The 25927-nt window shown below is 62.4% G+C and carries 20 protein-coding genes; 6 read left to right on the forward strand and 14 right to left on the reverse strand.

The features are described from left to right. Positions 1 to 49: 49 nt before the first annotated feature. Positions 50 to 1435 (reverse strand): NCS2 family permease, encoded by a 1386-nt coding sequence (locus tag QEN71_RS23545; protein ID WP_377792105.1) that lies wholly within the window; start codon positions 1433 to 1435, stop codon positions 50 to 52. Positions 1436 to 2039: 604 nt separating this feature from the next. Here QEN71_RS23545 and QEN71_RS23550 point away from each other — a divergent pair. Then, positions 2040 to 3077: a PRC-barrel domain-containing protein gene (locus QEN71_RS23550; RefSeq protein WP_201662108.1), complete on the forward strand. Its 1038-nt coding sequence runs from the start codon at positions 2040 to 2042 to the stop codon at positions 3075 to 3077. Beyond that, on the forward strand, positions 3074 to 4345 hold the full coding sequence (locus QEN71_RS23555) for an MFS transporter (RefSeq protein ID WP_201662110.1): 1272 nt from the start codon (positions 3074 to 3076) through the stop codon (positions 4343 to 4345). Before QEN71_RS23550 ends, QEN71_RS23555 begins: the two co-directional genes overlap by 4 nt. Before the next feature lie 180 nt (positions 4346 to 4525). On the opposite strand, the gene QEN71_RS23560 is transcribed toward QEN71_RS23555, so the two are convergent. The 3 genes from QEN71_RS23560 to QEN71_RS23570 all read right to left on the reverse strand — a co-directional run bounded on the left by QEN71_RS23560 (position 4526) and on the right by QEN71_RS23570 (position 8416). After that, positions 4526 to 5665 carry an IS481 family transposase gene (locus QEN71_RS23560; RefSeq protein ID WP_290468217.1) on the reverse strand — a complete coding sequence of 380 codons (1140 nt, stop codon included), beginning with the start codon at positions 5663 to 5665 and terminating at the stop codon, positions 4526 to 4528. Positions 5666 to 5875: 210 nt separating this feature from the next. Continuing rightward, positions 5876 to 7225, reverse strand: coding sequence for an MFS transporter (locus QEN71_RS23565; protein WP_201660194.1), 1350 nt, complete (start codon positions 7223 to 7225; stop codon positions 5876 to 5878). Positions 7226 to 7243: 18 nt separating this feature from the next. Next, on the reverse strand, positions 7244 to 8416 hold the full coding sequence (locus QEN71_RS23570) for a M20 aminoacylase family protein (RefSeq protein ID WP_201660191.1): 1173 nt from the start codon (positions 8414 to 8416) through the stop codon (positions 7244 to 7246). 138 nt (positions 8417 to 8554) lie between these two features. On the opposite strand from QEN71_RS23570, the gene QEN71_RS23575 reads away from it, so the two are divergent. Beyond that, the gene (locus QEN71_RS23575) at positions 8555 to 9505 is read left to right on the forward strand and encodes a LysR substrate-binding domain-containing protein (protein ID WP_201660188.1); all 951 of its coding nucleotides are present in this window, start codon (positions 8555 to 8557) and stop codon (positions 9503 to 9505) included. A 15-nt stretch (positions 9506 to 9520) separates the two neighbouring features. Here QEN71_RS23575 and QEN71_RS23580 read toward each other — a convergent pair whose 3' ends face one another. Further along, positions 9521 to 10948: an aldehyde dehydrogenase family protein gene (locus QEN71_RS23580; protein ID WP_201660185.1), complete on the reverse strand. Its 1428-nt coding sequence runs from the start codon at positions 10946 to 10948 to the stop codon at positions 9521 to 9523. A 151-nt stretch (positions 10949 to 11099) separates the two neighbouring features. On the opposite strand from QEN71_RS23580, the gene QEN71_RS23585 reads away from it, so the two are divergent. After that, positions 11100 to 11471 carry a cupin domain-containing protein gene (locus QEN71_RS23585; protein ID WP_201660183.1) on the forward strand — a complete coding sequence of 124 codons (372 nt, stop codon included), beginning with the start codon at positions 11100 to 11102 and terminating at the stop codon, positions 11469 to 11471. Positions 11472 to 12129: 658 nt separating this feature from the next. Here QEN71_RS23585 and QEN71_RS23590 read toward each other — a convergent pair. From QEN71_RS23590 to QEN71_RS23600, 3 genes are all read right to left on the reverse strand, one after another. Continuing rightward, a complete protein-coding gene (locus QEN71_RS23590; RefSeq protein ID WP_201660205.1) occupies positions 12130 to 13521 on the reverse strand; it encodes an NAD(P)/FAD-dependent oxidoreductase in 1392 nt (463 codons plus the stop codon). A 61-nt stretch (positions 13522 to 13582) separates the two neighbouring features. Then, positions 13583 to 15172, reverse strand: a complete 1590-nt coding sequence (locus QEN71_RS23595; RefSeq protein ID WP_201660180.1) for a purine-cytosine permease family protein — start codon at positions 15170 to 15172, stop codon at positions 13583 to 13585. A 260-nt stretch (positions 15173 to 15432) separates the two neighbouring features. Next, complete coding sequence (locus QEN71_RS23600) at positions 15433 to 16386, reverse strand: LysR family transcriptional regulator (RefSeq protein ID WP_201660178.1); 954 nt, start codon at positions 16384 to 16386, stop codon at positions 15433 to 15435. Between the two features lie 127 nt (positions 16387 to 16513). Here QEN71_RS23600 and QEN71_RS23605 point away from each other — a divergent pair, with 127 nt between their 5' ends. After that, entirely contained in the window at positions 16514 to 17866 is a 1353-nt protein-coding gene (locus QEN71_RS23605) for an NAD(P)/FAD-dependent oxidoreductase (protein ID WP_201660175.1), read from the forward strand. Between the two features lie 12 nt (positions 17867 to 17878). Here the strand turns inward: QEN71_RS23605 and QEN71_RS23610 are convergent, their stop codons facing one another. Continuing rightward, on the reverse strand, positions 17879 to 18772 hold the full coding sequence (locus QEN71_RS23610) for a LysR family transcriptional regulator ArgP (protein WP_201660173.1): 894 nt from the start codon (positions 18770 to 18772) through the stop codon (positions 17879 to 17881). 98 nt (positions 18773 to 18870) lie between these two features. Here QEN71_RS23610 and QEN71_RS23615 point away from each other — a divergent pair, with 98 nt between their 5' ends. Next, complete coding sequence (locus QEN71_RS23615; RefSeq protein WP_201660171.1) at positions 18871 to 19494, forward strand: LysE/ArgO family amino acid transporter; 624 nt, start codon at positions 18871 to 18873, stop codon at positions 19492 to 19494. 36 nt (positions 19495 to 19530) lie between these two features. Here the strand turns inward: QEN71_RS23615 and QEN71_RS23620 are convergent, their stop codons facing one another. The 5 genes from QEN71_RS23620 to QEN71_RS23640 are packed head-to-tail and all read right to left on the reverse strand — an operon-like array spanning position 19531 to position 25916. Next, positions 19531 to 20466, reverse strand: a complete 936-nt coding sequence (locus tag QEN71_RS23620; RefSeq protein WP_201660169.1) for an endo alpha-1,4 polygalactosaminidase — start codon at positions 20464 to 20466, stop codon at positions 19531 to 19533. Between the two features lie 18 nt (positions 20467 to 20484). Beyond that, complete coding sequence (pelG, locus tag QEN71_RS23625) at positions 20485 to 21858, reverse strand: exopolysaccharide Pel transporter PelG (protein ID WP_201660167.1); 1374 nt, start codon at positions 21856 to 21858, stop codon at positions 20485 to 20487. After that, entirely contained in the window at positions 21858 to 23474 is a 1617-nt protein-coding gene (gene pelF / locus QEN71_RS23630) for a GT4 family glycosyltransferase PelF (RefSeq protein ID WP_201660165.1), read from the reverse strand. The genes pelG and pelF overlap by 1 nt, the downstream gene beginning before the upstream one ends. Beyond that, positions 23471 to 24520 carry a tetratricopeptide repeat protein gene (locus QEN71_RS23635; RefSeq protein ID WP_201660163.1) on the reverse strand — a complete coding sequence of 350 codons (1050 nt, stop codon included), beginning with the start codon at positions 24518 to 24520 and terminating at the stop codon, positions 23471 to 23473. Before QEN71_RS23635 ends, pelF begins: the two co-directional genes overlap by 4 nt. Continuing rightward, on the reverse strand, positions 24513 to 25916 hold the full coding sequence (locus QEN71_RS23640) for a PelD GGDEF domain-containing protein (RefSeq protein WP_201660161.1): 1404 nt from the start codon (positions 25914 to 25916) through the stop codon (positions 24513 to 24515). The genes QEN71_RS23635 and QEN71_RS23640 overlap by 8 nt, the downstream gene beginning before the upstream one ends. Between the last annotated feature and the right edge of the window lie 11 nt (positions 25917 to 25927).

Raw genomic sequence — 25927 nt, forward strand, 5'->3', positions numbered from 1 at the left:
ACCGCTTTTTACTTTTGATTTGCGTTGCATGTCGCAGACATCGGCCGGATCAGATCGCCCAGCCGCCGAGATAGAACACAGCCAGCACGACCGCGATCGCAACGGTGCCGACATTCAGCTTGCGCCACTCGCCGCTCACGACGCGGCCGATCACCAGCGTGCAGAAGCCGAGCATGATGCCCGTCACGATGTTCGCCGTCAGCACGATGAACACGGCGCACACGAGACCGGACATCGAATCGACCATGTCGTCCATATGCAGCTTGCTCACGCTCGACAGCATCAGCAGGCCGACGTACATCAGCGCGGGCGCGGTTGCATATGAAGGCACGAGCGCGGCGAGCGGCGAGAAGAACATCACGACGAGGAACAGCAGACCGACGACAGCCGCCGCGAGACCCGTCTTCGCGCCCGCCGCGACGCCGACCGTCGATTCGATATACGCCGCTGCCGGCGCACCGCCCATGAAGCCCGAGAAGATCGAACTGAGCGAATCGGCCGTCAGCGCGCGGCCGCCGTTGATGATGCGGCCGTTCTCGTCGAGTTGGCCCGCCTGCCCCGCAACCGCGCGGATCGTGCCCGTCGCGTCGAACACGGCCGTCATCACGAGCGCCAGCACGCTCGGCAGCACGGCGAGCGACAGCGCGCCCTTGATGTCCATCGCGCCGATCAGCGACGCATGCCCCGGCGCACTCAGCGACGGCAACGCGAACACGCCATGAAACGCGACAGCGGGATCGAGCAGCAACGCGAGCGCCGAGATCGCGACGATCACGATCAGGATCGAGCCCGGCACGCGACGGCGCACGAGACCGAAGATGGCGGCGAGTCCGCCCACCGACATCAGCACAGGCAGCGACGTGATATGGCCGAGCGAGACGGGCAGCCCCGGACCCGGATTCTTCACGACGAGACCCACGTCATTCGCTGCGATCAGCAGCAGAAAGAGCCCGATGCCGATGCCCGTGCCATGCGCGACGCCCGCAGGCAGATTGCGCAGGATCCACGAACGCACGCCCGTCACGGAGATCGCGGTGAACACGAGGCCCATCAGAAACACGGCGCCGAGCGCGACGTTCGGCTGCAAGCCCTTGCCGAGCACGAGGCCGAACGCAGTGAAGGCCGTCAACGAAATCGCGCAACCGATCGCAATGGGCAGACGCGCCCAGATGCCCATCAGCAGCGAGCCGAACGCCGTCGTCAGACACACGGCGACGAATACCGCGCTGGTGTCGAAGCCCGCCTTGCCGAACATGCCGGGCACGACGAACACGGAATAGACCATCGCGAGAAAGGTCGTGATGCCGGCGACGATTTCCTGTCGTCCCGTACTGCCGCGCGCGGTGATGTCGAAAAAGCGGTCGATGAAGGCCGCGTTGGAGGCCGTCTGGCCGTTGCGAGTGTCGTCGAACGCCTCGCTGCCGGCTTCCGCGATGCTCTGGGCCTGGGGTTCCATCATGATGAGTGCCTCCTTTATCAGCATGCTGAAACGGCGGCCACACTCGGGCTCGCCGTCATCAGGTTCGTCTCGTTGAGTAGTGAATGTGTGTTGCTTTCCTGAACTTTCCGTCTGGCGCAGGTGCGCATCGTCCTCGTTACGGCGGGTAATCCGTCGTCGGACGATCGAATGACATCGCGTACCGTTTTCACCAGCCCACGACACACGCTCACGCCGTTCTTTTTATGCTGAAGCGAAGGTTAGGCGAATCGAAATATATCTCCCATCGCAATAAAAACATGCCGCGCATGTCGCAATGCTTATATCGTTTGAAGCATGGGAACGATGGCCGCCGACCCGGGTGTTAACACCTACGCTTGCGGCATGCATAAATGCGCTCTCAGAGCCGCTCCACGCGGCCCGCGCACGCCCGATCAAAGCAGACGAAACAAGGCCCTTTCAGCGTCACGGGTTAAACTCTCGGCAAACCTAGCCTTTAACGCATTGCCGGCGAGGCTTTCGATGCCTGCGTGAACGACTGGATCGTTCCTTGCGACCGCATCGGCATCGACCCGCCGCCCTGGCCACGGAGTCCCTCTTGATGAATGGCGGTTTCCTACGTCCAGCCTTCCGTCTTTTGCTGTTGGCCGTTTTTGCGGCCCTTGCCGCCATGATGTCGGGCTGCAGCCTGTTCGGACCGACCGAGCAGCCGCCTGCGCCCATCACCGAAGCCACCGTGACGCCGCTCGTGGTGCCCGCTCTCGAGCCCGCCTCCGAACCGGAGCCCGCCGAAGCGCCTGAACCCAAAGAGCCGAAGAAGCCGCGTCCGCCCGTCGTCCGCCCGCACAAGCCCGAGCCGCCGCCGCCCGTCGCTGCGCCCGCGCCGCCTCCGCCGCCGCCCGCTCCCGCGCCCATCATCGTGATGCGCACGCTCGATCGCAATACGATGCACGGTCTGCTCGACAGCGAAGTGCAGAAGTCCGACGGCAAGGTGCTCGGCCGCGCCGTCGACATGACGGCCGACGCGAGCGGCACGCCGCGCCAGATGATCGTCAATCTGCAGGGCTTTCTCGGCATCGGCGATCGCAAGGTCGGATTTCCGTGGACCGCGTTCCGCTTCACGCCGACTGCGAAAGGCGCGCCCATCACGATCACGACGCCGCCGAACCAGCTCGCCGCGACGAACCGTCCGAAGCCGTCGGCCTCGCTTGCGACGCCGCTTGCGGGCGGCGTCACGGCCGCGCCTGCCGTGCCTCCTGGCCAGATGGAACTGATGGACGCGGATGTCGAGCGTCCGAACGGCGGCAAGGTGGGCCGCGTGATCGACGTGCTGATCGATGCGAACGCGCAGCCGCAGGCCGTGGTGCTCGACGTGAGCGGCATCATCAGCCCGGATCGACGGACGATTGCCGCGAACTGGTCAGCGCTGCGCTTCGTCACGAAGGACAAGACGCTGCGTCCGCTGATGGATCTCAACGACGCGCAGATCAAGGCGTCGCCATCGTACGAAACGGACAAGCCGATTCGTGCCGTCTCGCCGGCGCCGCCTCCTGCACCGCCACCCGTCGCCGCGTCTTCTGCGGCCACGGGCCCCTCGTCGTCCGCTGCGGCGGCCTCAACCGCACGCACTTCACGATGACGAGCCGTTCCATGGTCAACGCACGCAGTCTCCGCGCCCTCGACTGGCTCAACTTCTTCGTCGCCAACGTGCAGACGGGATTCGGGCCGTTCATTGCTTCCTACCTCGCAACCCATAAGTGGACGCAGGGCGAAATCGGACTCGCCCTCTCCGTCGGCACCATCAGCGCGATGGTGAGCCAGGTGCCAGGCGGCGCCGCCGTCGATGCGCTGCGCAACAAGAAAGGGGCCGCCGCCTGGGCGATCATCGCGATCATCCTGAGCGCCGTGCTGCTCGCCGCGAGCCCGACCGTGCTGCCCGTGATGGCCGCGGAAGTTTTCCACGGCTTTGCGAGCTGCATGCTCGTGCCTGCGATGGCGGCGATCTCGTTCGCGCTTGTCGGACGCCAGGATCTCGGCGACCGGCTGGGGCGCAATGCGCGCTGGGCGTCGATCGGCAGCGCGGTCGCGGCGGGTCTGATGGGTTTGTTCGGCGAATACTTCTCGGCGCGCGCGGTGTTCTGGCTGACGGCGGCGCTGGCGGCGCCTGCGCTGATCGCGCTGTCGATGATCACGATGCCCGAGCATCATCATCCGCCCGCGAACGCCCCCGCGAAGAAAGAGCACGACGAAGCCGAAGAGAAGGAATCGATCTTCGAACTGCTGCGCGACCGGCGCATGCTGGTTTTCGCGGCGTGCGTGGTGCTGTTCCATTTGTCGAATGCGGCGATGCTGAATCTCGCGGCAGGCGAAGTGACGGCGGGCATGGGCGACAACGTGCAGCTGGTGATTGCCGCTTGCATCATCGTGCCGCAGGCGATCGTCGCGATGCTGTCGCCGTGGGTTGGGCGCACGGCGGAGCGCTGGGGACGCCGGCCGCTTCTGCTGCTCGGGTTTTCTGCGCTGCCGTTGCGCGCGCTGCTGTTTGCGGGCGTGAGCAGCCCGTATCTGCTCGTGCCTGTGCAGATGCTCGACGGCTTGAGCGCCGCCGTGTTCGGCGTGATGCTGCCGTTGATTGCCGCCGATGTGGCTGGCGGTAAGGGGCGTTATAACCTGACTATCGGGCTTTTTGGCCTCGGGGCCGGGATTGGGGCTACCTTGTCTACAGCCGTCGCCGGGTTTATCGCCGATCGGTTTGGTAGTGCTGTTAGCTTTTTTGGACTCGCTGCGGCCGGGGCGCTTGCTGTGTTGCTCGTTTGGGTCGCTATGCCTGAGACCCGCGATGCGGGGCGGGGTTTGCAGAAGGAGCCTGCGGCTGGGGATGATCGTTCGCTTAAGCGGGCTGAATAAGGTTTTTTGTCTGCGACGCTAGTCGCCTGTTTTTGTTTTTGGCTTTCGCTGGCATCCGCGTATTCGTATCGGTTTGCTAGTGTTGCCCCTGTGCGGGGCGGCACCTACTTTTCTTTGCCGCGGTGTACAGACTGGAGACATGGTTGACACCTGTACGGGGACATCGTTGACACCTGATGGTCAGGGTTTGGGAGTCTTCAGGTCAAGTTTTGCGACCCGCTGATGGGCGAACCAGATCTCGATCACCCCGTCTTCCTTCTCGCTCATGCGGGCGGCTACCTGCAGCCCCTTGAGCGCGATCGACAGCTTCAGTTTCTGGCCGCGCAGGCGCACCACGCCGCTGGCATTGACCCGCAACACTTCATCGCCGGGGCCGTATTCGGGCTCGGGCACCCGCTCGGGCATCGCGCGCAGGCTACACGCGTAGCGCGTGATGGGCGTGGCCATCCCGAGTGCCTCGTGCGGACGTTCGACGTTGTACACGTGCCGCCAGCGATCCAGTGCCTGCTGCATGTGCGCATGTGTGCTGAAGGCCTGCCGGTCCAGCACTTCGGCCTTCAGCGTGCGGTGAAACCGTTCGTCCTTACCATTGGTCTGCGGGTGATACGGCCGGCTGTAGCTCACCAGGATGCCCAGCCGGATCAGCCAGACCGCGAGTTCGGTGAGCTGCCCCGGCGCGCTGGGCGAGCCCCACGGCGCGCCGTTGTCGGTGTTGATGCGCGCGGGCAGCCCGTAGCAGCGGAACGCGCGCTCAAGCTCGGCCTGCACGACCTGTGTGGTCGTACGCGAGCAGGCGCTCAGCACGAGGTTGTAGCGCGAGTGATCGTCGATGACCGTCAGCGGCATGCAGCGCCCATCCTTCAGCGTCTGGACGTCGCCCTTGAAGTCCATCTGCCACAGCAGGTTCGGATGCGCGTGCTCGAAGCGCTGCCAGTGCTGGCGCTGCTGCGACGCCTGTTCATCGATGAGCCCATGGCGGCGCAGGATTTCGGTGATCGTGGCGGGCGCGGGCACCTCTGTCTCGCCCAGATCCTTCAGGCGCCGTTCGATCTTGCGTCCGCCCCAGCCATGTTCGCGACGCAGTTCCAGCACCCGCGCTTCGATGTGTTCAGGTGAGCGCAGGGGGCTGTGGTGCGGGCGTCGGGAGCGGTCGGCCAGCCCGCCGGGGCCTTCGGCCTTGTGACGGTCCAGCCACTTGTAGCCGGTCTGGCGGCTGATCCGGTAGCGCCGGCATAGCTCGCTGAATGACAGGGCCTGTGTGGCGGCCAGGCTGACGAATTCTTCGCGGAGATTCATGGTGTTTTTTGCTTCCCAGGGCATGGTTGAATCCGGGCGTTTGATTACCCGAAAGTGTCAACCATGTCCCTGTACACCTGTCAGCTATGTCTCCAGTCTGTACACCGCGGCAAAGAAAAGTAGGTGCCGCCCCGCACAGGGGCGACGCGTGAAGTACGGATACGAAATCGCGGATGCCAGCCAAAAGCAGCAAAAAAACCAAATACTGGCGACTGCGTCGCAGACAAAAAAACCTTAATCGATAGGCTTCCCAGCAGTCTCACGAACAAACGGCAGAGCCAGAAGAGAAACCACGCCACATCCAATCAAATACCACGCCGGCGCAAGCGTACTACCAGAAAGCTGAATCAACCAGGTAGCAAAAAACTGTGCAAACCCACCAAAGATAGAAACACCGAGACAATAAACAATCGACATCCCGGTCGCGCGAATCTCACGCGGAAACATCTCAGGCAGCATGACGATATTAGGCACAGCCGTAAACGCAACAAGCACGCCGAGCCCGGCAACAACACCGAGCAGCACAGGCACAGTAGGCACAGCATTAATAACCATAAAAGCGGGATACACAGCAGCAATCAACAACACGCGCGAAATCCAAAGCACGCGCTTTCGCCCATACCGATCCGACAACGACCCCGCAAACGGCGAACAGATCACCGTAACAAACGCGGCCGTCCACGACGCCCACAATGCCAGCGACATCGGCAGATGCAGAATCTTGATCGCATACGTCGACAGATAAAACAGCACGATGTAATTCGCCGCCGTGCCGCCAATCGTCGTCACCACACCCGCAGCAATCGAGCGCAAATGCGTGCCGAAAATCTCACGCACAGGCCTCGCGACGGCCGCGGCTTCGAGCACGGATGCATCGCCAGATGAAGAAGCAATCGGCAGCGTTTCGTCCAGATGCTTCCGGATATACACGCCGATCGGCCCCATCGCCATGCCGATCACGAACGGCACACGCCAGCCCCAGCTTTCGAGCGCATGCGTCGACAGCATCGCGGCCAGCGCGACGCCCAGCAGCGAGCCGACCACCGTGTTCAATCCCTGGCTCACGAACTGCCAGCTGCCGTAAAAGCCACGCGTACGGTCGCTGCCGTACTCCATCAGCAACGACGTCGATGCGCCGATCTCGCCGCCCAGCGCAAAGCCCTGAATCAGCCGCGCAAGGATGATCAGCGCGGGCGCGGCCAGCCCGATCGATACATACGTCGGTGCGAACGCGATGATCGCCGAGCCAAGCGTCATCAGCCACAACGTGAGGCTCATCGCGGCCTTGCGTCCCGCGCGGTCCGCGTACGCGCCGAGCACCACGCCGCCCACCGGCCGCATGATGAAGCCGACACCGAACGTGCCGACCGCGAGCATCAGTTGCGTGAGCTGCCCCTCCACCGGGAAATACAGCTTGCCGATGATCGTCGCGAAGAAGCTGTAGATCGTGAAGTCGAAGAATTCGAGGCCGTTGCCGAGCGTGATCGCGGCGATGGCTTTCGCGTGACTCGCGCGCTGCGGTTGCACTTCACTCGTCGATGCGCTGTCGTCCGGCGTGGAGGTCGATGCGGCTGTGTACGTCATGTCCGTCTCCCGAACGCGTCAGACGAGAAACGCCTGCGCAAGACGCACCCAGTAGGCAGCGCCTGTCGCGAGGCAATCGTCGTTGAAATCGTAGCCGGGGTTGTGCACCATGCAGCCGCCCTCGCCGTCTCCGTTGCCGATGATCAGATACGAACCCGCACATCGTTCGAGCATGAACGCGAAGTCTTCGCTGCCCGTCAGCGGCTGCATGTTCGCGATCAGCCCATCGTCGCCGACCCAGTCGCGTGCGATCTGCGTGGCGAACTGCGTCATCTGCACATCGTTGACGAGCACGGGATAACGCCGCTGATAGTCGATCTCGGCGCGCGCGTTGTACACGGCCGCTTGCGCATGCACCACTTCCTGAATGCGCGTCTCCAGATAGTTGCGCACTTCGGGCTTCAGCGCGCGCACGGAGAGACGCATTTCCGCCGACTCGGGAATCACGTTGGGCGCCTCGCCCGCGTGAATCGCGCCGACGGTGATGATCGCCATGTCAAGCGGCCCGACGTTGCGCGACACGATGGTCTGCAACGCGAGCACGATCTGCGCGCACACGACGACGGCATCGACGGCCTTGTGCGGCATCGCGCCATGGCCGCCGCGCCCGATCACCTTGATGATGACCGTATCCGACGACGCCATGAACGAGCCCGGCAGAAAGCCGAACTTGCCCGTCGGAAAACCGGGCATGTTGTGCATTGCGAAAACGGCGTCGCACGGAAAGCGCTCGAAGAGACCGTCTTCGATCATTTTCTTCGCGCCCGCGAGGCCCTCTTCGGCGGGCTGAAAAATCAGGTTCAGCGTGCCGTCGTACGAACGCTCCTGCGCAAGATGCTTCGCTGCCGCAAGCAGCATCGCCGTGTGGCCGTCGTGGCCGCATGCGTGCATCTTGCCGGGCAGCTTGCTCGCGTACGGCAGGCCCGTCTGTTCGTGGATCGGCAACGCATCCATATCGGCGCGCAGGCCCAGCTTGCGCGTGCCGCTGCCCACTTTCAGTTGCCCGACGACACCCGTCTTGCCCAGTCCACGCGTGACCGTGTAGCCCCATTCAGTGAGCTTTTCTGCGACCAGATCGCCCGTCACGTGCTCTTCGTACGCAAGCTCGGGATGCGCGTGAATGCGGCGGCGCAGCGCAATCATTTCTTCTTCGAGACCGGCGATGCCGGCGGGGATGACCATCGTGTTCACGCTGCTGTCTCCTTCGGATGTCTGTGAACCCAGCATAGCCAACCGTTTTTTTGACGGGCAGGCGTGAAACGGTTACGGTGGCAACCAGCAGTTGCCACTTGCGATGCCACCCGCGCCGCCAACTTCGATCCGTCCGACATGAAACTCCATCAACTCAGCACGCTCGCCGCGATCGCGGAAACGGGCAGCATCCGCGCCGCGGCCCGGCAGTTGGGGCTTTCGCCCGCCGCCGTGACCAAGTCCGTGCGCGAACTCGAAGCGGACCTGCGCGCGCCGCTCGTGATACGCGGCACATCGGGCGTCGCGTTCACTGATTACGGCCGCGCGCTGGTCGTGCATGCGCGGCTCGTGTTGGGGCAACTCGCGCGCGCCGAAGCCGAACTCGAAGCGATGCGCGGCGCGGCGGCAGGCAAGCTTTCCGTGGGCGTGACGCCGTGGCTCGCGCTGACGTTTCTGCCCGAGACCGTCAATCGCTTCAAGCAGAAAATGCCCGACGTGCAGCTGGAATTCTTCGAAGGATTACTGGCCGTCGTGCAGCCGCGACTGCGCGACGGCAGCCTGGATTTTTCGATCGGACGTCCGCCGCCTGCGTCGCCGCAATCGGAGTTTCATAACGTGCCGCTCTTTTCGACGCATTCCGCTGTGGTCGCGCGGCGCGGTCATCCGCTAGGCGAATGCCGCACGCTGCACGAGTTGCAGGACGCCGAATGGGTGTTGAACTGGGATCCCGCGAGCCGCGAGTCGATGTCCGATAACCTGTTCCGCAAGCGCGGCATGAAAGTGCCGCACACGATTCATCTCGCGCATTCGTTCGCGATCGTGCTGGGCCTCGTTCAGCAGACGGATTTCCTGAGTATCTTTCCGTGGCCGCTCGTCGAGGTGAACATCGCGAAGGAGAACTTGCGCGCCTTGCCGCTGCGCGAAGTGGTGGACGAGACGATTGTCAGCATCACGTCGCGGCGCGGCGTGCCCGTCAGTCCGGCGGGGGCGTGCTTTATCGAATGTCTGCGTGAAGTGATCGACGAAGGCGCGCGGTCGCAGGACGCGGACCGCCGCCGTCTGTTTCATTCGATCGAACTGCTATTTTAAGCCCTGTTTCAAGGCTTATTTCGCGTAACCGACCACGCCCTTGATCTCGAGAAAATCTTCGAGACCGAACTCGCCGTACTCGCGCCCATTGCCCGATTGGCGATAGCCACCAAACGGCGCTTCCGGCGAGTACTCCGCGTAGTTCAGATAGATCGTGCCTGTGCGCAAGCGTTTTGCAACGGCGCGTGCGCGTTCGAGCGAGGCCGACTGCACATAACCCGCGAGACCGTAGATGCTGTCGTTGGCCATCGCGACGGCTTCGTCTTCCGTGTCGTAGCCGAGAATCGACAGCACGGGTCCGAAGATTTCTTCACGCGCGACGGTCATGTCATGTGTCACATGGCCGAACACCGTCGGGCGCACGTAGTAGCCTTCGCCCACACCTTCGGGACGCCCCGGACCGCCCGCCGCGAGCACGGCACGTTCATGCACGCCCGCTTCGATCATCGACTGGATCTTGTCGTACTGCTGCTGGCTGATGACGGGACCGAGATCGCTCGATGCCGCATTCGCAGGACCGACGACGAGCGCATTGGCCACGTCTTTCGCGTAGCCGAGTGCTTCGTCCATCCGTGCACGCGGCACGAACATGCGCGTGGGTGCATCGCACGATTGACCGCTGTTGTCGAAACATGCGCGCGCGCCGCGCGTGACGGCATCGCGCAAGTCAGCATCTTCGAGAATCAGGTTCGCCGATTTGCCGCCCAGTTCCTGATGCACGCGCTTGACGGTATCGGCTGCGGCTTTCGCGACCTGCACGCCTGCGCGCGTCGAGCCCGTGAACGACATCATGTCGATGTCCTTGTGACGCGACATCGCATCGCCCACTACGTGCCCTTCGCCGTTGACGAGATTGAACACGCCTGCGGGCACGCCTGCTTCATGCAGGATCTCGGCGTACAGCAGCGCGCTCATCGGCGCGAGTTCCGACGGCTTCAGCACCATCGTGCAGCCTGCCGCGAGTGCGGGTGCGACCTTCGTCGTGATCTGCAACGCGGGCCAGTTCCACGGCGTGATCAGACCGCACACGCCGACGGGTTCCTTGCGGATCAGCATGCTGCCCTTCATCTGCTCGAATTCGAAGTTCTGCAGCGTGCGGATCATCGTTTCCAGATGCGCTGTGCCCGTCCACGCCTGCGCGTCGTGCGCGAACTGTTTAGGCGCGCCCATTTCGTGGCTGATGGCTTCGACCATATCGTCGTAGCGCTTGCGGTACACCTCGAGGATCGATTGCAGCAGATCGATGCGCTGTTGCACCGTGCTTTCCGAATACGTAGCGAACGCGGCCTTCGCGGCGGCGACGGCGCGATCGACATCGGCAGCGCTACCCAGCGAGATCTTCGCGAAGGGCTGTGCCGTGGACGGATCGATGACGTCGAGCGTTTTCGGCTCGATCGGGTCGACCCATTTGCCGTCGATATAGAACTGCGTGGCGTGCTGCATGATGTTTCCTCTATTGGGTTCTGCCCGTTTCAGTCGATGCGTTACATCGACCGCCCTCAAACTACATGTCTTCAAATCGAAATTCATTGCGATGCGGGTTTGGCTCAGACTCGCGGTTCCTTATTTGATCTTTTTCCGGAGACTGTGTTTTATGAGCAATGTTACGTTTACTCGCATCGATGCTAAAGGTCCTGGCGCTACCGGGCTGCAACCTGCGTTGCATGATCCCGCTGATGTGATTCTCGATGGCGCTAAAGCACCGCATGCTTTGACTGCTTTTTCTGATGCTGACAATGTCTTGACCGCTGGTGTGTGGCAGTGCGATGCCGGTACTTTGAAGCTTTCCGATCTGCCCATTCATGAAGTGTGCGTTCTCATCGAAGGCGAAGTCGAGATTACTGGCGATGATGGGCGTCGCGATACTTATCGCGCTGGGGATGCGTTTGTTCTTCATAAGGGCTTTTCTGGGACCTGGCATATGCCTGTTGCTACCAAGAAGTACAGTATTGTTTATTGTGGTTGATCGTTGCTTTTTTCTTTAAAACCGCGCGGTTTTTGCGCGGTTTTTCTGTTTAGGTTTTTGCTGCTGCGCTGGCATCCGCGAGTTCGTATCCGTACTTCAGGCGTCGCCCCTGTGCGGGGCAGCACCTACTTTTCTTTGCAGCGGCAAAGAAAAGTAGGCAAAAGAAAGCCGCTTTTGAACCTCCGGTGCCTGCCAGAATAACGCCACGGCACACGGTCTCTGAGCCATCGCGCAGCAACGTCTGCACTTTGTGGAAAGCCCGCAGTCAACCGCGCACGCCGCGAAAGCCCCACACACAGTCTGGAGCACATAACGCCGCAATCAGACCGACGGCAAACGCGCAAAAACAAGCCGACCGAACGTGCCCCAGGTGGATGTCGTCGTTCGCGCCGCGCGCGCGTGACTGCGGGCTTTCTACGGAGTGTTGGCGTCACTGCGCGACAGCTCAAAGACCGTGTGCCGTGGCGTTATCCGGGCGGGCACCGGAGGTTTGAAGCGGCTTTCTTTTGCCTACTTTTCTTTGCCGCTGCAAAGAAAAGTAGGTGCCGCCCCGCACAGGGGCAACGCCTGAAGCACCGATACGAATTCGCGGATGCCAGCGCAGCAAAAAAACAAAAAGCAAAAAACCAAAATAGCGACTGCGTCGCAGACAAAAAAACTACATAGGAAACCCAAGAGCCTTAATGGAGTTAATCCACCACCTCCTCCACCCACCCCGATCATCAGCCCCATCAAAAGCATTAAAAGTGATCTTGGCGGCGATCCACCGCACAGGCTCGGGCGGAATATACGAAGGCCCTTTCCGCGAGATATCGAGCGAAGTAATCAACGTATCGCGATTCCAGAGCATCTCGAGCCCCATGCGCGCCCCAAACCGACTACCGGCAACGCCAAACCCCGTATACCCGGCGACAAAAACAGTCTTCCCCCCGTGATACTTCCGGGCAAACACAGCGCCACGCGAGCAGTAATCAATCGGCCCACCCCACGCGTGCGTGAACTTCACATCATCGAGCTGTGGGAACGTCCGATAAAAAGCCTCGGCGAGCTTATAGTAAGTACGCTCATCACGATCCTGCGAAGGGTTGTTATTGCCGCCAAAGTGATAACTGACACGTCCGCCAAAAATAATGCGGTTATCCTTCGTCAAGCGAAAATAATTGAGTTGCGTGCGCGTGTCATACACGCCCTGGCGGTTCTTCCAGCCAATACGCGCCATCTGCTCATCCGTCAGCGGACTCGTCGCGATGATGTGATCGCGCACCTGCATCACGCGTCGGTTGATATCCGACACGCCCACATTCGCCGTCCCCGTACCCAGCAGCACGCGCGGCGTTTCGATCCGCCCCGCCTGCGTATAGACGATCATCCTGTTGCCGTGTTCTTCGAGCTTCGTCAGCGGCGAATGCTCATGCAAACGTACACCGAGCCTCAACGCAGCCGCCTTTAGGCCCCACGCAAGCTTCGCAGGATGAATCGTGCCGCTGCGATTACGTGACCACATCGCGCCCGCAAACAACGGCGAATTCAATTGCTCGCGAGCCTTCTCGCTGTCGAGCAACACCACATCGTGACCATGCGACACGTGCAGTTCGAAATCCGTCTGCAAATGCGGCACATGCTTCTCTTCGACGGCCACCGTCATCTCGCCGTTCCACTCGACATCCGCTTCAATGCCGTAACGCACCAGCGCTTCCTTGAAGCCGTCGAGGTTCTCCTGACCAAGACGTTCGAGCACGTCGAGATCTTTCGGGAACACACGTGTCGCATTCGGCAAACCGTGCATCACCGATGTGGAAATGATCCCGCCCGGACGCCCCGATGCGCCATACGCAATCTTGCCGGCTTCGATCAGCACGACGTCGAGGCGCGGATCGTTTTCCTTTGCCTGAATAGCGGCCCACAAACCCGTAAAGCCGCCGCCGACGATCACCAGATCGGCCGTGGTCGGCCCGATCAGTTCTCGCTCGACATCCGGCGCCGCCGGATTGTCCAGCCAGAACGGGAACAGCTTGACACCTTCGAATGCGCGTTTGACCGACTCGCTCATCTTCTCACCTGCTCTATTCAATGCTTTGTTCACGATGCCGCGAAGGGCATGCTCAGTTCTATTACGCAGCGTCCTGCGTGTCGAATACTTCTTCGCGCGGCGCCGACATTCTGTTGCCTCGCGCGGGACTCGGTTCGACCTGCCGGATCCGTGCATGCGTGGCCTTGTAGCTGCCGCGCAACCATCGTCGGCCCTGCGGACCATACACGCCATCCGGCTCCGGGAAGCATTGCAGCAGCGTCACATAGAGCGTGCAAGCCAGTGTCAGCGAAACAGGCATGCTGATATCGAGGCCACCTGCGAGTTCACCAAGCGGACCGACGAACTGGTCCGGCAGATTGACGAAGCACAGGCCCGTCAGCGCGCTCGGAATCCATGCGCCCATCGCGCGCCAGTTCCAGCCGTGTGTGAACCAGTAGTGACCGCCGCGACCGCCGCGATTGAACACCTGCAGATCGTCCGACAGATAGAAGCCGCGACGCGTCACGTAACCGATGATCATGATCACCATCCACGGACAGCTGCATGTGTTGATCAGCACCGAGAACGTCGACACGCTTTCGACCAGGTTGAACACGAAACGCCCGAGGAAGATGAAGCCGATCGCCGCACTGCCGATCAGCAGCGTCGCACGCACGCGATTCAGCAGCTTCGGGAACATGCTCGACATGTCGAGACCCGTGCCGTACAGCGCCGTCGTTCCCGTCGACATCCCGCCGATAATCGCAATCAGGCACACAGGCAGGAAGAACCAGTTCGGCGAAATCGCCAGCAATCCGCCGACGTAGTTGTTCGACGCGATGAAATCGGGGGCCTTCTGCGCGATGATCGTCGCCGTCGCGAGGCCGAAGAAGAACGGCACGAAGGTGGCGATCTGCGCGATCATCACGGCGAGCATCGTGCGATGCTTCGGCGTGTTCTGCGGAATGTAGCGCGCCCAGTCGCCCATCGTCGATGCAAACGAAACGGGATTGCTCAGTGCAACCAGCACGGCGCTGACGAAGGCCGGCCAGAAACCCACCGCGCCCAGCGCCACCTTGCCCGCATAGTGGCTGTCGAACGGGCCAGCGAACGCGAAGATGCCCGCGATGAAGAGCAGGCTCGCCGTCCACACGGCAATCTTGTTGACCCACAGCATGAAGCGAAAACCGTAGATGCACACGGTCAGCACGAGCACTGCAAAGATGCCGTATGCGACGCTCAACGTGAAGCCATTCACGGGCAGGCCAAGCATATGATTCGCACCGCCTACCAGCGCATCGCCGGAACTCCACACGGCCAGCGAGAAGAATGCAACGGATGTCAGCAGCGCGAGAAACGAGCCGACGATCCGTCCATGAATGCCGAAGTGCGCGCCCGACGACACCGGGTCATTCGTGCCGTTGCGCATGCCGAACAGGCTCATCGGCGCGAGAATGCACGAGCCGACCAGCACGCCGATCACGATCGACGCGACGCCCGCCCAGAACGACAGGCCGAGCAGCACGGGAAAACTGCCGAGCACGGAAGTCGAAAACGTATTGCAGCCGCCGAACAGCAGGCGGAACAGATCGATGGGCCGCGCATAGCGGGACTGGTCGGGGATGCGCTCGAAACCGAAGGTTTCGACGGTGGTGATGCTGCTGTTGTTGCTCTCGTTACGGCTGCTCATGTCTCCGACTCCTCTGACGGCCAGGGAAATCACACGGCTCGCCACAGGTTTCCGGCGTCCGCTTTTTTAACAAATGTCTGGACGCCACTGTAAAGAGAAACAATTCGAGTACAAATATCGTCGGCGCAACCTTTACTTCGATATCGGTCGATGTAAGGCGTCAGGCTTATGCTGCAAGGCTTTCAGGCTCGGCGAGCGGGCTTTCGAAAGTCAGCAAAAGACCGCTCGGAGAGCATAACGTCGAAAAAAATCGGCAGATTTCACACGCGCCGGCGTTTCTTCAAGGCCGCGACGGACGGCATCGGAATCGGCACGCTGCCTTTCATGCCCTCTTCGATCAGGAAATCGCGGAACAGGCTTGCGACGTGCGGCAGACGCTTGTCCGACACATGCATCACGTACCAGTCACGTTCGATCGGGTTGTCGGGCAGCGGCAGCAACGCGAGCAGTCCCGCGTGAAATTCCAGCGTACACGCATGCAGCGACAGAAACGAAATGCCGAGCCCCGCTTCGACCAGCTGCTTGATCGCCTCGTTGCTCGACAGCTCGGAACCGATATGGATCTTGTGGCCCGCCTGCCTGAACAGGTTCTCGACGGTCGAACGCGTGCCCGATCCGCGTTCGCGTACGAACAGATTCGCCGACTCCAGATCGCCGAGCGTGAGGCGCTTTCTCTTCATCAGCGCATGCGAAGGCGACGCGACGAACGCCATCGGATGCTTTGCGAACACGGTGGCAACCGTGCGCAGTTCGCGCGGCGGGCTGCCCATCACGGCGAGATCGATTTCATGCGTCGCGAGCATACGGATGATGTCCGCGCGATTGCCGACCTTGAACTGCACCTTCACCTGCGGACGTGCTTCAGTGAAGCGCACGAGAAACGGCGGGATCAGATACTCGGCCGTCGTGATCGCGCCGATGCGCAGCGTGCCGCCCTGCTCGCCATGCAACGCGGCGAGATCGTCGGCGGCGCCGTTCCATAGATCGAGGATTTCAAGCGCATAGCGCGCGAGGATTTCCCCCGCGGCCGTCAGTTGCACGCCGCGTCCCACGCGTTGCAAAAGCGGTGCGCCCGCTGCCTCTTCAAGCAGGCGGATCTGCAGCGACACGGCGGGCTGCGTCAGACGCAACTCCTCCGCCGCGCCCGACACGCTGCCGAGCTTCGCCACCGTGTGGAGCGCCTTCAATTGTCGAAACGTCGCGGCCTTTAACATAAGTGAAAACCTATATGTTCTGTACAAACATTAAATTGTGCTGCTGATTTCCCCGATTTTATACTCGACCTCACTGATGATGTTCGCGCATGAATTGCATTGAAAAACGTTCAGGAGAGTACGCATCATGACTACGATCGATCGACACACCGCAAGCAGCACATGCACTGCGCCGCACCGAATCGTCGTCGTTGGCGGCGGCGTGGGAGGACTGGGACTCGCGACGCGTCTCGGCGACTCGCTCGGCAAGAGCGGGCATGCGCACATCGTGCTGGTAGACCGCTCGCCGACGCACTTCTGGAAGCCGCTGCTGCACGAAGCCGCGTCCGGCCAGATCGATCCCGCCACGCATCAACTGCAATATGCCGTGCAGGCTCGCCGTCATGGCTTCGAGTTCGAACAGGGCGCGCTGCAATCGCTCGATCGTACGCAGCGACGCATCACGATCAGCGCAACGCGCGACGAAGACGGCCGCGAAGTGCTTCCTGCGCGTCACATCGCGTTCGATACACTCGTGCTCGCACTCGGCAGCGTGACGAACTACTTCGGCGTAAAGGGTGCGGCAGAAAATGCGCTGCCGCTGGAGTCAATCACGCATGCTGAATCGTTCCGCCGCAAGCTGCTCGATGCATGCACGCGAGCGAACCATGTGCGGCGCGTAAGCGGCGCGCAGCACGTGCAGCCGGTGTCGATCAACATCATCGGCGCGGGCGCAACGGGCGTCGAACTCGCGGCGGCATTGCGCGACAGCATCCGTTTGATGCATCGCTACAGCCTCTTTGCACTCGATCCGGAGCGCGACTTCTGTATCCGGCTGATCGAAGGCACGGACCGCGTGTTGCCTGCGCTGTCGCCGCGTATCTCTTCACGTGCGCAGCGGATGCTCGGCAGTCTCGGCGTCGACGTGCTCACGACGACGCGCGTGACGGAAGTGCGCGCCGACGCCGTCTGCACGCACGACGGCCAGCAACTGCCGAGCGATATCGCGATCTGGACAGCAGGCATCGCGGGCCCGCCCGTGCTGCGCGTGCTCGACGGCGTGGACGTGAACCGCAATGCACAGGTGCTCGTGAAGCGCACGCTGCAAACCACGACAGACGCGAACGTGTTCGCATTAGGCGACTGCGCCGCCTGCCCTTCGCATGCCGACGGTTTTCTTGCGCCGCGTGCGCAGGTTGCGCATCAGCAGGCAATGTTTCTGGCGCGCGCGCTGAAGTGCCGCGTCGGCGGCGAAGCGCTGCCCGAGTTCACGTATCGCGACGCGGGCACGCTGGTCGGTTTCGGCGATGTCGGGACGATCGGCAGTCTGAGCGGATTGCGCGAGCGGCCCGTGTTCGTCGACGGCTGGCTTGCGACTGTCGTGTACCGGCTGATCTATCGCCGGCACGTGATGACGGTCAGCGGCTTCGCGCGCATGGCGCTCGATACGGCGAGCCACTGGCTGCGTCGTCGCGTGCACCCTGTGATCCGTCTGCATTGATAACGCAAGCGGTCAGTCGAGAAATTCGGCGGACCGCTTGCGCAGCGCCGCCCCGAAATCGTCGAGCCAACCGATCGACAGGCGCCAGCTCTGCCAGTAGAGATCGACGTCGAGATGCTTGCCCGGCGCCATGTCGATCAGTTCGCCGCTTTCGAGTTGCCCCGCAATCATCCGTTCGGGGCACATGCCCCAACCCAGGCCCGTCGCACACGCACGCAAAAAGCCGGACACGTGCGGAATCCAGTGTGTCGGCGCATCGACCTCCGCGCGCGTGAGCTTGTGCACGAAGCGCGCCTGCAGCTGATCTTTCGGATTGAAATCGACACATGGCGCGCGGCGCAGCGTGTCGCGGCTGACGCCTTCGCTGAAATAGCGCTCGTAGAACGCGGGCGTGCAGACGGCGAGATAGCGCATACGCCCGAGACGCGTCGAACGGCAGCCCTGCACCGGCTCCGCCTGCGTCGTCACCGCCCCTTGCACGCTGCCGTCGCGAATCCGCTGCGCGGTATGGTCCTGATCGTCGATGACGAGATCGAGCAGCATGCCGCGCTCCGCACAGAAGCCCGCGACGGCGTCGATGAACCACGTACCCACGCTGTCGTCGTTCACGGCCACGCGTAAGGTCGGCCACGGTTCGAGCAGCGCGCCGGGCAGTTCGGGCATGCGTCCATTCAGCTCGGCTTCGAGCAGTTGCACGCGTTCCGTATGCCGGCATAGCAGCGCACCCGAACGCGTCGCCGTGCACGGCTGCCCGCGCTTGACGAGCACGCTGCCGACGCGCTCTTCCAGCAGTTTCACCCGCTGCGAAACGGCAGACGGCGTCACGTTCAGCGCAGCAGCCGCGCGATCGAACGAACCGTGACGCACGACGGCCGCGAGCGCATCCAGCAAAGGATAGTCGAGCATTAGCGTTCCTTAATCGGCGTTACCGAAATGAGCTTCTCTTATTCTAGCGATCGCGGCACACTCTCGCCATCCGATTCATCCTCTCTCTCCAAACCATCATGAACTGGCTGGCTTTTTCGCATGGCGCCGCGTTGTGCGCCTCGTTGATCGTCACTATCGGCGCGCAAAACGCGTTCGTGCTCCGTCAAGGCATCATGCGCTCGCATATCGGCAAGATCGTGCTGCTGTGCACGCTGTCGGATTTCCTGCTGATCGGCGCGGGTGTCGGTGGCGCGTCGGTGCTCGTCGAGCGTTATCCGACCTTTATCCACGCGCTGTTGTATGTGGGTCTCGCCTATCTCGCGTGGTTCGGCATCAGCGCACTGCGGCGCGCGTTGCGCCCCGGCCATGCCGTGCTCGACACCGATGCAAAAGGCGATACTGCGCCGCCCGCGCAGCGGGCCGTGCCCATCGTGCTGATGACGCTCGCGTTCACGTGGCTCAATCCGCACGTCTATCTGGATACGTTTCTGCTGATCGGCACGGCAGGCGCACGCGAAGCGCAAGGCTCGCGCGCCGCATTCGCGGTCGGCGCGATGGCGGTGAGCGCGATCTGGTTCGTAGCGTTGGGATACGGCGCACGAGCCCTTGCGCCGCTTTTCAGGCGTGCAACGGCGTGGCGTGTGCTGGATGGCGCGATCGGCAGCATGGTGTTGCTGCTGGCCGTCACGCAGTTGCGTTGACGCATTGATTAAAGCGCTGATTTGCCGAGTTGCAAATCAGCGCTTGAACTTCACCTTCTTCAGCGGCGCGCCGTCGGCGAGCAGCGTGCCGCCCATACCGACCGTCTGCAATCCACCATCCGTCACATACGGCACCAGGCCGAGCGCTTCGATTTTCTGCACGATCTCGCGACGACACGCATCGTCATCCGGCGGGCAATAATCGATTGAAATGACGGGCAGACGGTAGCGATCGTGAATCTGCTTTGCCTGTCCGAGCAGCCATTCGCGATCGTTCTCGGGCACGTCGTCGTAACGTTGATTCGCCTGATCCCAGCGGCCGAACAGCGATTCGAACGCGACGGCCGTCACCTGATCGTGCGCCTGCGGCAGAATGTCGAAGCCGCGATTCAGTATCAGTTGCGCCTGCGGATAGCGCGCCTTCAACGCATGCAGCACCGCGACGATGCCCGCCTGCTGCTGCGCACGCTCAACGTCCGTCTTCGCGACGAGCTGATACGAATCCAGCGTATCGAGGAAAAAGCCACGATAGCCGCGCTCCCACAGCGGCTTCACGATCTCGTCGACGAAGAACGCGGGCCAGCCCGGCGCCGTCTGATCGACGACCGTCGACGACCACGCCGCATTGCTGCCCGCGAACCACGTCTTCGGCATCTTTGCGTAGTACGCGCGCTGTTTCGTCACTTCGCCGACGCTCACATACGCGTACCAGTTCGGACAGTGCGCCGTATGCGTGCGCGGATCGAAGCCGCTGTCGGGCTCGATCACGACGGTATCGAACTGTTCCAAGCGCTCGGCCTGCACGTTCGCGCCGTAGAAGAACGCGACGGCCCCGATGCCCGTCGATGACACCCGCTTGCATGCGGCCAGCGCGGGCCGCACCCACGCCACCGACAGCAACAGGATGACCACGGCCGCGCAGGCGATGACGATCCACGAAACGCCCAGACGGGCGAGAGAACTGGCTGTCATGATGGGAACACGTGGCGCCTAGTTGCGCAGCATGTAGGTTTCGTATTCGAGCTTGCTGAACTTGCGATCGAGCAGTTGCACCGCGGCGACGACAAGAATCAGCAGCGTCAGCGCGAAACCGTAGCCGTAGAAGTCCGGCTGCATCAGCAGGGTAACGCCAGTCAGGATACCGTTCAACAGCACGAATGCAATACACAGCCGCAGCACCGTGCGTCGTGCATCGAGATAGAAGAACACGTTGAGCAGACCGAGCAGCAGCACCTGCAGGCTCGCGGCGATCACGTCGACGATCATCAGCGGCATGTACAGCGATGAAATCCCCGCAGCATCGAGCACCAGATGACCGAACGCGAGAATCAGCAGCAGCACCACAGCCTGAATCTTAACGATCTCATAGAGACCCGCGCGCACGCTGCCGACCATCATGTCGCGCATGTCGTTGATATGGCGCAGCGTTGCGCCGCTGCGCACGGCGTCGTAGAAGCGGTCGTAGTACTCGACGAAATCCGCTTCGATACGCACGAGGAACGTCGCCATGCCCGGCATCACGCACACGTAAGCGATGAACACGGGAATGTCGTAAATCACCGATGCATTGAGCGGCCCGATCACTTTCGAGCCCGTGCCCGGCGCGTACCAGAACATGAACTTGTCGAGCCACACGCCGAGATTGAACAGGAAGCCGACCATCGCGAGCGACGGATACGCAAAGCGCTTCTGGAACACTTCGAACGAGACGAAACGCTCGCTGCGATAGTTGCGATAGATGAGCCCCGACAGCCCCGCGAGCAACACGATATGGCCCGCGACGAAACCGCCGAGCAGCCCCGACAGACCATGCGTGTTCAGCATCAGCGCGAACGCGACGGTGCATCCATAGCCGAGTGCGAATACATAAAGAATCTGCCGGTACTGCTTGACGCTCGACAGAAAGATCACGGCGATCCAGATGTTGCTGACGACGACGAAGCCCGCCACCATCAGCAGCCGGTAGACGAGCGGTTCGCCGCGAAACGCGAACAGAACGGCCAGCATGCCGAGCACGCCCGAAGCCCCCGTCGACACCAGCACGACGCCGTTATAGTTCGACAGCACGAGGTCGTCGCGCTTCTCGAACAGCCGGTCCGAAATGAAGCGCGTGAACGACAGCTGCAGCGGACCCGTCAGTATCAGACTGCACGCGATGATGTACGTGACCGACACCTGGAACTGCACGATCGCGTACTTCGGTATCACGAACGCGAGGCTCATCACACCGATGATCAGAATGCCGAAGATCGACAGGATCAGCGGACCCGAACTGATCAGCCCTGCATACGCGTAAGCGCGCGCGACGCCGAGCAGCGTCTGGTGCTTCAGGATCTTGCGAAGCTCGAAACCAATGCCTGCCATCAGCGCACCTCTTCCGTCTGTGCCGCTGCCGCCCTGCCCGCATGCATCGGACAGCCGGTCTGCTTGCCGTCGGCGGCCTTGACGCGCGACGGCGCAGCCATCAGGCGCTCATACAGCACGCGATATTGATCCGTCATTTGCGCCTTCGTATAGAAACGCCGCACGCGTTGCAGACCCGCCTCTTGCGCTGCGAGCCAGCGCGGTTCGTCGCCGAGCAGATCGATCACCGCCTGCGCGAACGCAGCAGGGTTCGCAATCGGCACGACGCTGCCCGCAACGCCCAGCGCGCGATCTTCTTCGCCGTAACCTTCGATCAGTTGACGGCACGAACCGACGTCCGTCGTGATCGACGGAATACCGGCCGCGAAACCTTCGAGCACGACGAGCGGCAACGCCTCGCTGATCGACGTCAGCGCGATCACGTCGACCTTCGGCAGAATGTCGTGTATACGCTGGAAGCCGAGAAACTTCACGTTCTTCGCGAGGCCAAGACTCTCCGCCAGCGCACGGCATTCCTGCGCATACGCGGGGTCTTCTTCCTCGGGACCGACGATCCATCCTTCGATATCGGGCATCGTGCGCGACGCGATGAAAAGCGCACGAATGAAAGTCTTGATGTCCTTGATGGGCACCACACGGCCGATCAGCGCGACCACGTTACGCGGCCGCACTTCGCGCAGTTCGACGAGCGGCGCGAGCCCTTCCACGTCGACGCCGTTCGGAATATTGCGCGTGCGTTCGGCCTGCGCGCCGTCTGCTATCTGCCGCTGACGGTTCGCTTCATAGAGCGCGACGATGTCGTCGGCGGCGTCGTACGCGAGCTTGCCGAGCGCTTCGAAAAAGCGCACCCACAGTTCGCGGAAATAGCTGATCTTCGAAATGTCGCGTTCGAACGCGCCGCGGTTGTCGCGGATCCACTGGCTTTGCAGCAGATCGATCTTGCGCTCTTTCGTGTAGATGCCGTGCTCGGAGATCAGCAGCGGACGGCCCGTGCGGTAATGCAGCAACGCGCCCAGAAAGCCCGCATAACCCGTCGATACCGTGTGATACACCTTCGCGGGCGGCAATTGCTCCGCAACACGCGCGAGCTGCCACAGCGGCTTGTGCATGATCCGCACGGTCCAGAAGTAATCGGTGAACGACGGGTCCGTGCAATAGCGATGATATTGATCGACGATGAAGTCCCACGCCGCGCGACTCGTCAGGAACTGTTCTTCACTCAGCGGCGCCTTGTCACCGATCAGTTGCACCATGTCGGCCATCATTGCGCCGGGCTCGACCTCGCCGCTGTTGCGCCAGGCCTCGTGCAGCGCCGCCGACTTCGCAAATGCATCGGCATCGCCGGGAATTTCGCGCGCGGCCTGAGCATCGGCGGATCCTGCTTCGTACAGATAGTGCGCTTCGAAATGCACGACGTTGTCGGGCAGCGCATACGCCGCGCCCTTGTAGTCCTCTTCGCGGCTGCCGATAAACGCGATCGCAAAGCGCAGCTCCGGATACGAGCGGAGCATTTCATTGACCCAGCTCGACACGCCGCCGCGCACGAACGGGAACGTGCCTTCGAGCAGCAGGCAAACATCGGCGTCCGCAGCGCGGCGCATCAGTGACGGTTTCATGTTGACCAGTAACGCGCAACAGGTTTGAGCATCGGCAGCGTCGCGGCATTGCCGAGCGACGCGAGCAGTTCGGAGACGCGCGCGTAATCGCCGCGCAGATATTCGACTTCGGCGAGCCAGGGCACCAGACGCTCGCGCGGAAAACCGAGCGATTGCGCGCGGTCCATGTAGCGCGCGGCTTCGTCCGCGTTACCGTTGGTCAGCGCAAGGCGGCCGCGAATCATCCACAACGCGGCGTCGCTGTCGTCGATCTCCAGCGCGGCGCGCGCATAGCGGTCCGCCTGCTCGAGCGTGTGCCGATAAACGGCGCCCTGCACGAGGTTCTGATAGATCAGTTCGAAATAGAGTTCGGCGAGTTGACGGTTCAACGCGCGGCGATCGCCGTCCGACTCCGCCGACTCCAGCGTCTTCGCCGTATGAAAGATGCGCTGCATCACGTCGTTTTCCGCCTGATCCAGCGTGCCGTAGGCAATCAGACGCACGTCTTCGACGGGATCGGCGAGCAGGTCGCGCAGCAGCGTGCCCGTCGTGCGCGTCGGCATGTTCTGGATCGCGACGAGCGCCGACAGACGATCGGCCGCGGCGACCTTCGTGTTGATCAGACGCGCCTGCAGGCGCGCGCCGCCGCCATGCGACACGCGCGACATCAGATACGTGACGAACTCCGGTGCGGGCACGTCGCCCATTTCGTCCTCGGGATGCGATGCGGGCGAGAGCGCGGCCCAGATGCAGCTGACCAGCACCACGAGTCCGCCGCACAGCGGCACAAACGTGCACGCGAGACCGAGCAGCAGCAGGCTCCATGCACGCGGCTCACGATAACGCAGCGGCAGCAGCTGGCGGAACAGCAGCGCCTGCAACGCACCGCATACAACATCGAGCGCGATCACGGACAGGAGCGGATCGTACGTCGTCGGCATTTCCGCGAAATACACGATGCCCACGCCCTGCGCGCACGCGACGATGACGATGCCGAGCGCCGCGAGCACCGACAGCATGAAGCCGATGACGCCGCCCGCCGGGCGGTTTGTGATGATCTTACCCATCGAGGCCACTTCGCGTGAGAAGACGCTTCAACGCCACGCCCGGCTCGTCGCCGCCGAGATGCAGCGTATGCACGCCGATACGCGCGCCTTCCAGGTCGAGATTGAACTGCGAACGCAGACTCGATTCGATCCGCGCGAGATAGCCGTCGACACCCGTCGCATCCGTCGCGGGCATCAGGTTCAGCAGCACCGACTGCCCTGCCGCCTTGACCGGCCACATCAGATCGAGCGACCGGCGGCGGCGCATCACGTGTTCGAAGAACGAGTCGCCGGCATCGTCGTGCGGGAACACGAGCGCCACCAGCGACGACGTGATTCCCGCCGACCGTTCGAGTCGCGTGAGACGGTTCACGTCGAGCGCGAATTCGTACGGGCAATCGGGCACGGCCTTCAGGATGTCGCGCACCTGCTGCGAGTGTTCGACGCCGTCCGCGTAGTAGCCGAGCAGCACGAGCAGCAGTTGCAGGTTGTCGAAGTTCAGCGACAGGAACGGCATGCGGCGGATCGCGAGCATTGCCAGCATGCGGCCGTCGGCGGAAATGAGCGGCGCGCACACGAGCAGATCCGTGTTCGTCACGGGACGGTCTTCGCTCTTCAGATGCGCGACCGCGCGCGTTTCGAGCGCGCGCTGAGCCAGATCGTCGCGCGGATCGAAATCGAACGCGTCACCGACGCGCGCGAGTGCTTCACGCCCCACCTTGTCGTCATGCACGGGATACAGCGCCGCGACTTCGATCTGACACGCCTGCGCGACGAATTCGAGCAGCTCGCGCGTGCCCGCCATGTCGCCCGAATGACGCGGCTTCGTATCGAGACCATGCGCGACGGAAATGCGGCGCAGCTCGGTGATCGAGTCTCGCAACGTGGTCGGCTTCGTCAGCAAGTCCTTCTCGAGCCGCTCGTGCGACAGGCGCATCAGATAGTGGCTGTTCGTGATCGCGACGAGACGGTCGTTGAGGTAATCGTTGATCGCGTTCGCGCGTTGCGCGCGGCTGCCCCACGTGTCGCCGAAGTGACCCGCGACGATGGTCTGCAGCACGCCGCCCGTGAAGAACAGCGTCGGCCATGCGGCGGCACTGCCGTGGTTCATCGCCTGGTATGCGCCGATCAGCATCGCGCAGCCCAGCATGCCGAGCAGTGTGCCGTAGCGCAGCGCGACGATCAGCGGCGCGAACCACAGCCACGGAAACCCCGTGCGCATCAGGAACGGATCGTTGCGGTCGAGTGCATACGACACCGCGAATGCCACGCCGATGAACACGATCGTCTCCGCGATGGAAAACGGACGCGACACCGCAGGCGCGACGAGACGCCGCCACGCGCTCAGGTTGCCGAACGGGTTCGATTGACGCGGCTTCGCCGCATTGGCGGCGCTTTGCGCGGTGACGGTATTCACAGCCGACTCCT

Origin of the sequence: Paraburkholderia sabiae (assembly GCF_030412785.1) — a bacterium.
In the GTDB taxonomy this organism is placed as follows: domain Bacteria; phylum Pseudomonadota; class Gammaproteobacteria; order Burkholderiales; family Burkholderiaceae; genus Paraburkholderia; species Paraburkholderia sabiae.

Coding starts and splice junctions, on each gene's coding strand:
- QEN71_RS23555 (WP_201662110.1), top strand. CDS start 3,074: ATGACGAGCCGTTCCATGGTCAACGCACGCAGTCTCCGCGCCCTCGAC.
- QEN71_RS23605 (WP_201660175.1), top strand. CDS start 16,514: ATGACTACGATCGATCGACACACCGCAAGCAGCACATGCACTGCGCCG.
- QEN71_RS23610 (WP_201660173.1), bottom strand. CDS start 18,772: ATGCTCGACTATCCTTTGCTGGATGCGCTCGCGGCCGTCGTGCGTCAC.
- QEN71_RS23550 (WP_201662108.1), top strand. CDS start 2,040: ATGAATGGCGGTTTCCTACGTCCAGCCTTCCGTCTTTTGCTGTTGGCC.
- pelG (WP_201660167.1), bottom strand. CDS start 21,858: ATGGCAGGCATTGGTTTCGAGCTTCGCAAGATCCTGAAGCACCAGACG.
- QEN71_RS23565 (WP_201660194.1), bottom strand. CDS start 7,225: ATGACGTACACAGCCGCATCGACCTCCACGCCGGACGACAGCGCATCG.
- QEN71_RS23560 (WP_290468217.1), bottom strand. CDS start 5,665: ATGCCCTGGGAAGCAAAAAACACCATGAATCTCCGCGAAGAATTCGTC.
- QEN71_RS23575 (WP_201660188.1), top strand. CDS start 8,555: ATGAAACTCCATCAACTCAGCACGCTCGCCGCGATCGCGGAAACGGGC.
- QEN71_RS23580 (WP_201660185.1), bottom strand. CDS start 10,948: ATGCAGCACGCCACGCAGTTCTATATCGACGGCAAATGGGTCGACCCG.
- QEN71_RS23600 (WP_201660178.1), bottom strand. CDS start 16,386: ATGTTAAAGGCCGCGACGTTTCGACAATTGAAGGCGCTCCACACGGTG.
- QEN71_RS23620 (WP_201660169.1), bottom strand. CDS start 20,466: ATGACAGCCAGTTCTCTCGCCCGTCTGGGCGTTTCGTGGATCGTCATC.
- QEN71_RS23590 (WP_201660205.1), bottom strand. CDS start 13,521: ATGAGCGAGTCGGTCAAACGCGCATTCGAAGGTGTCAAGCTGTTCCCG.
- pelF (WP_201660165.1), bottom strand. CDS start 23,474: ATGAAACCGTCACTGATGCGCCGCGCTGCGGACGCCGATGTTTGCCTG.
- QEN71_RS23615 (WP_201660171.1), top strand. CDS start 18,871: ATGAACTGGCTGGCTTTTTCGCATGGCGCCGCGTTGTGCGCCTCGTTG.
- QEN71_RS23585 (WP_201660183.1), top strand. CDS start 11,100: ATGAGCAATGTTACGTTTACTCGCATCGATGCTAAAGGTCCTGGCGCT.
- QEN71_RS23595 (WP_201660180.1), bottom strand. CDS start 15,172: ATGAGCAGCCGTAACGAGAGCAACAACAGCAGCATCACCACCGTCGAA.
- QEN71_RS23635 (WP_201660163.1), bottom strand. CDS start 24,520: ATGGGTAAGATCATCACAAACCGCCCGGCGGGCGGCGTCATCGGCTTC.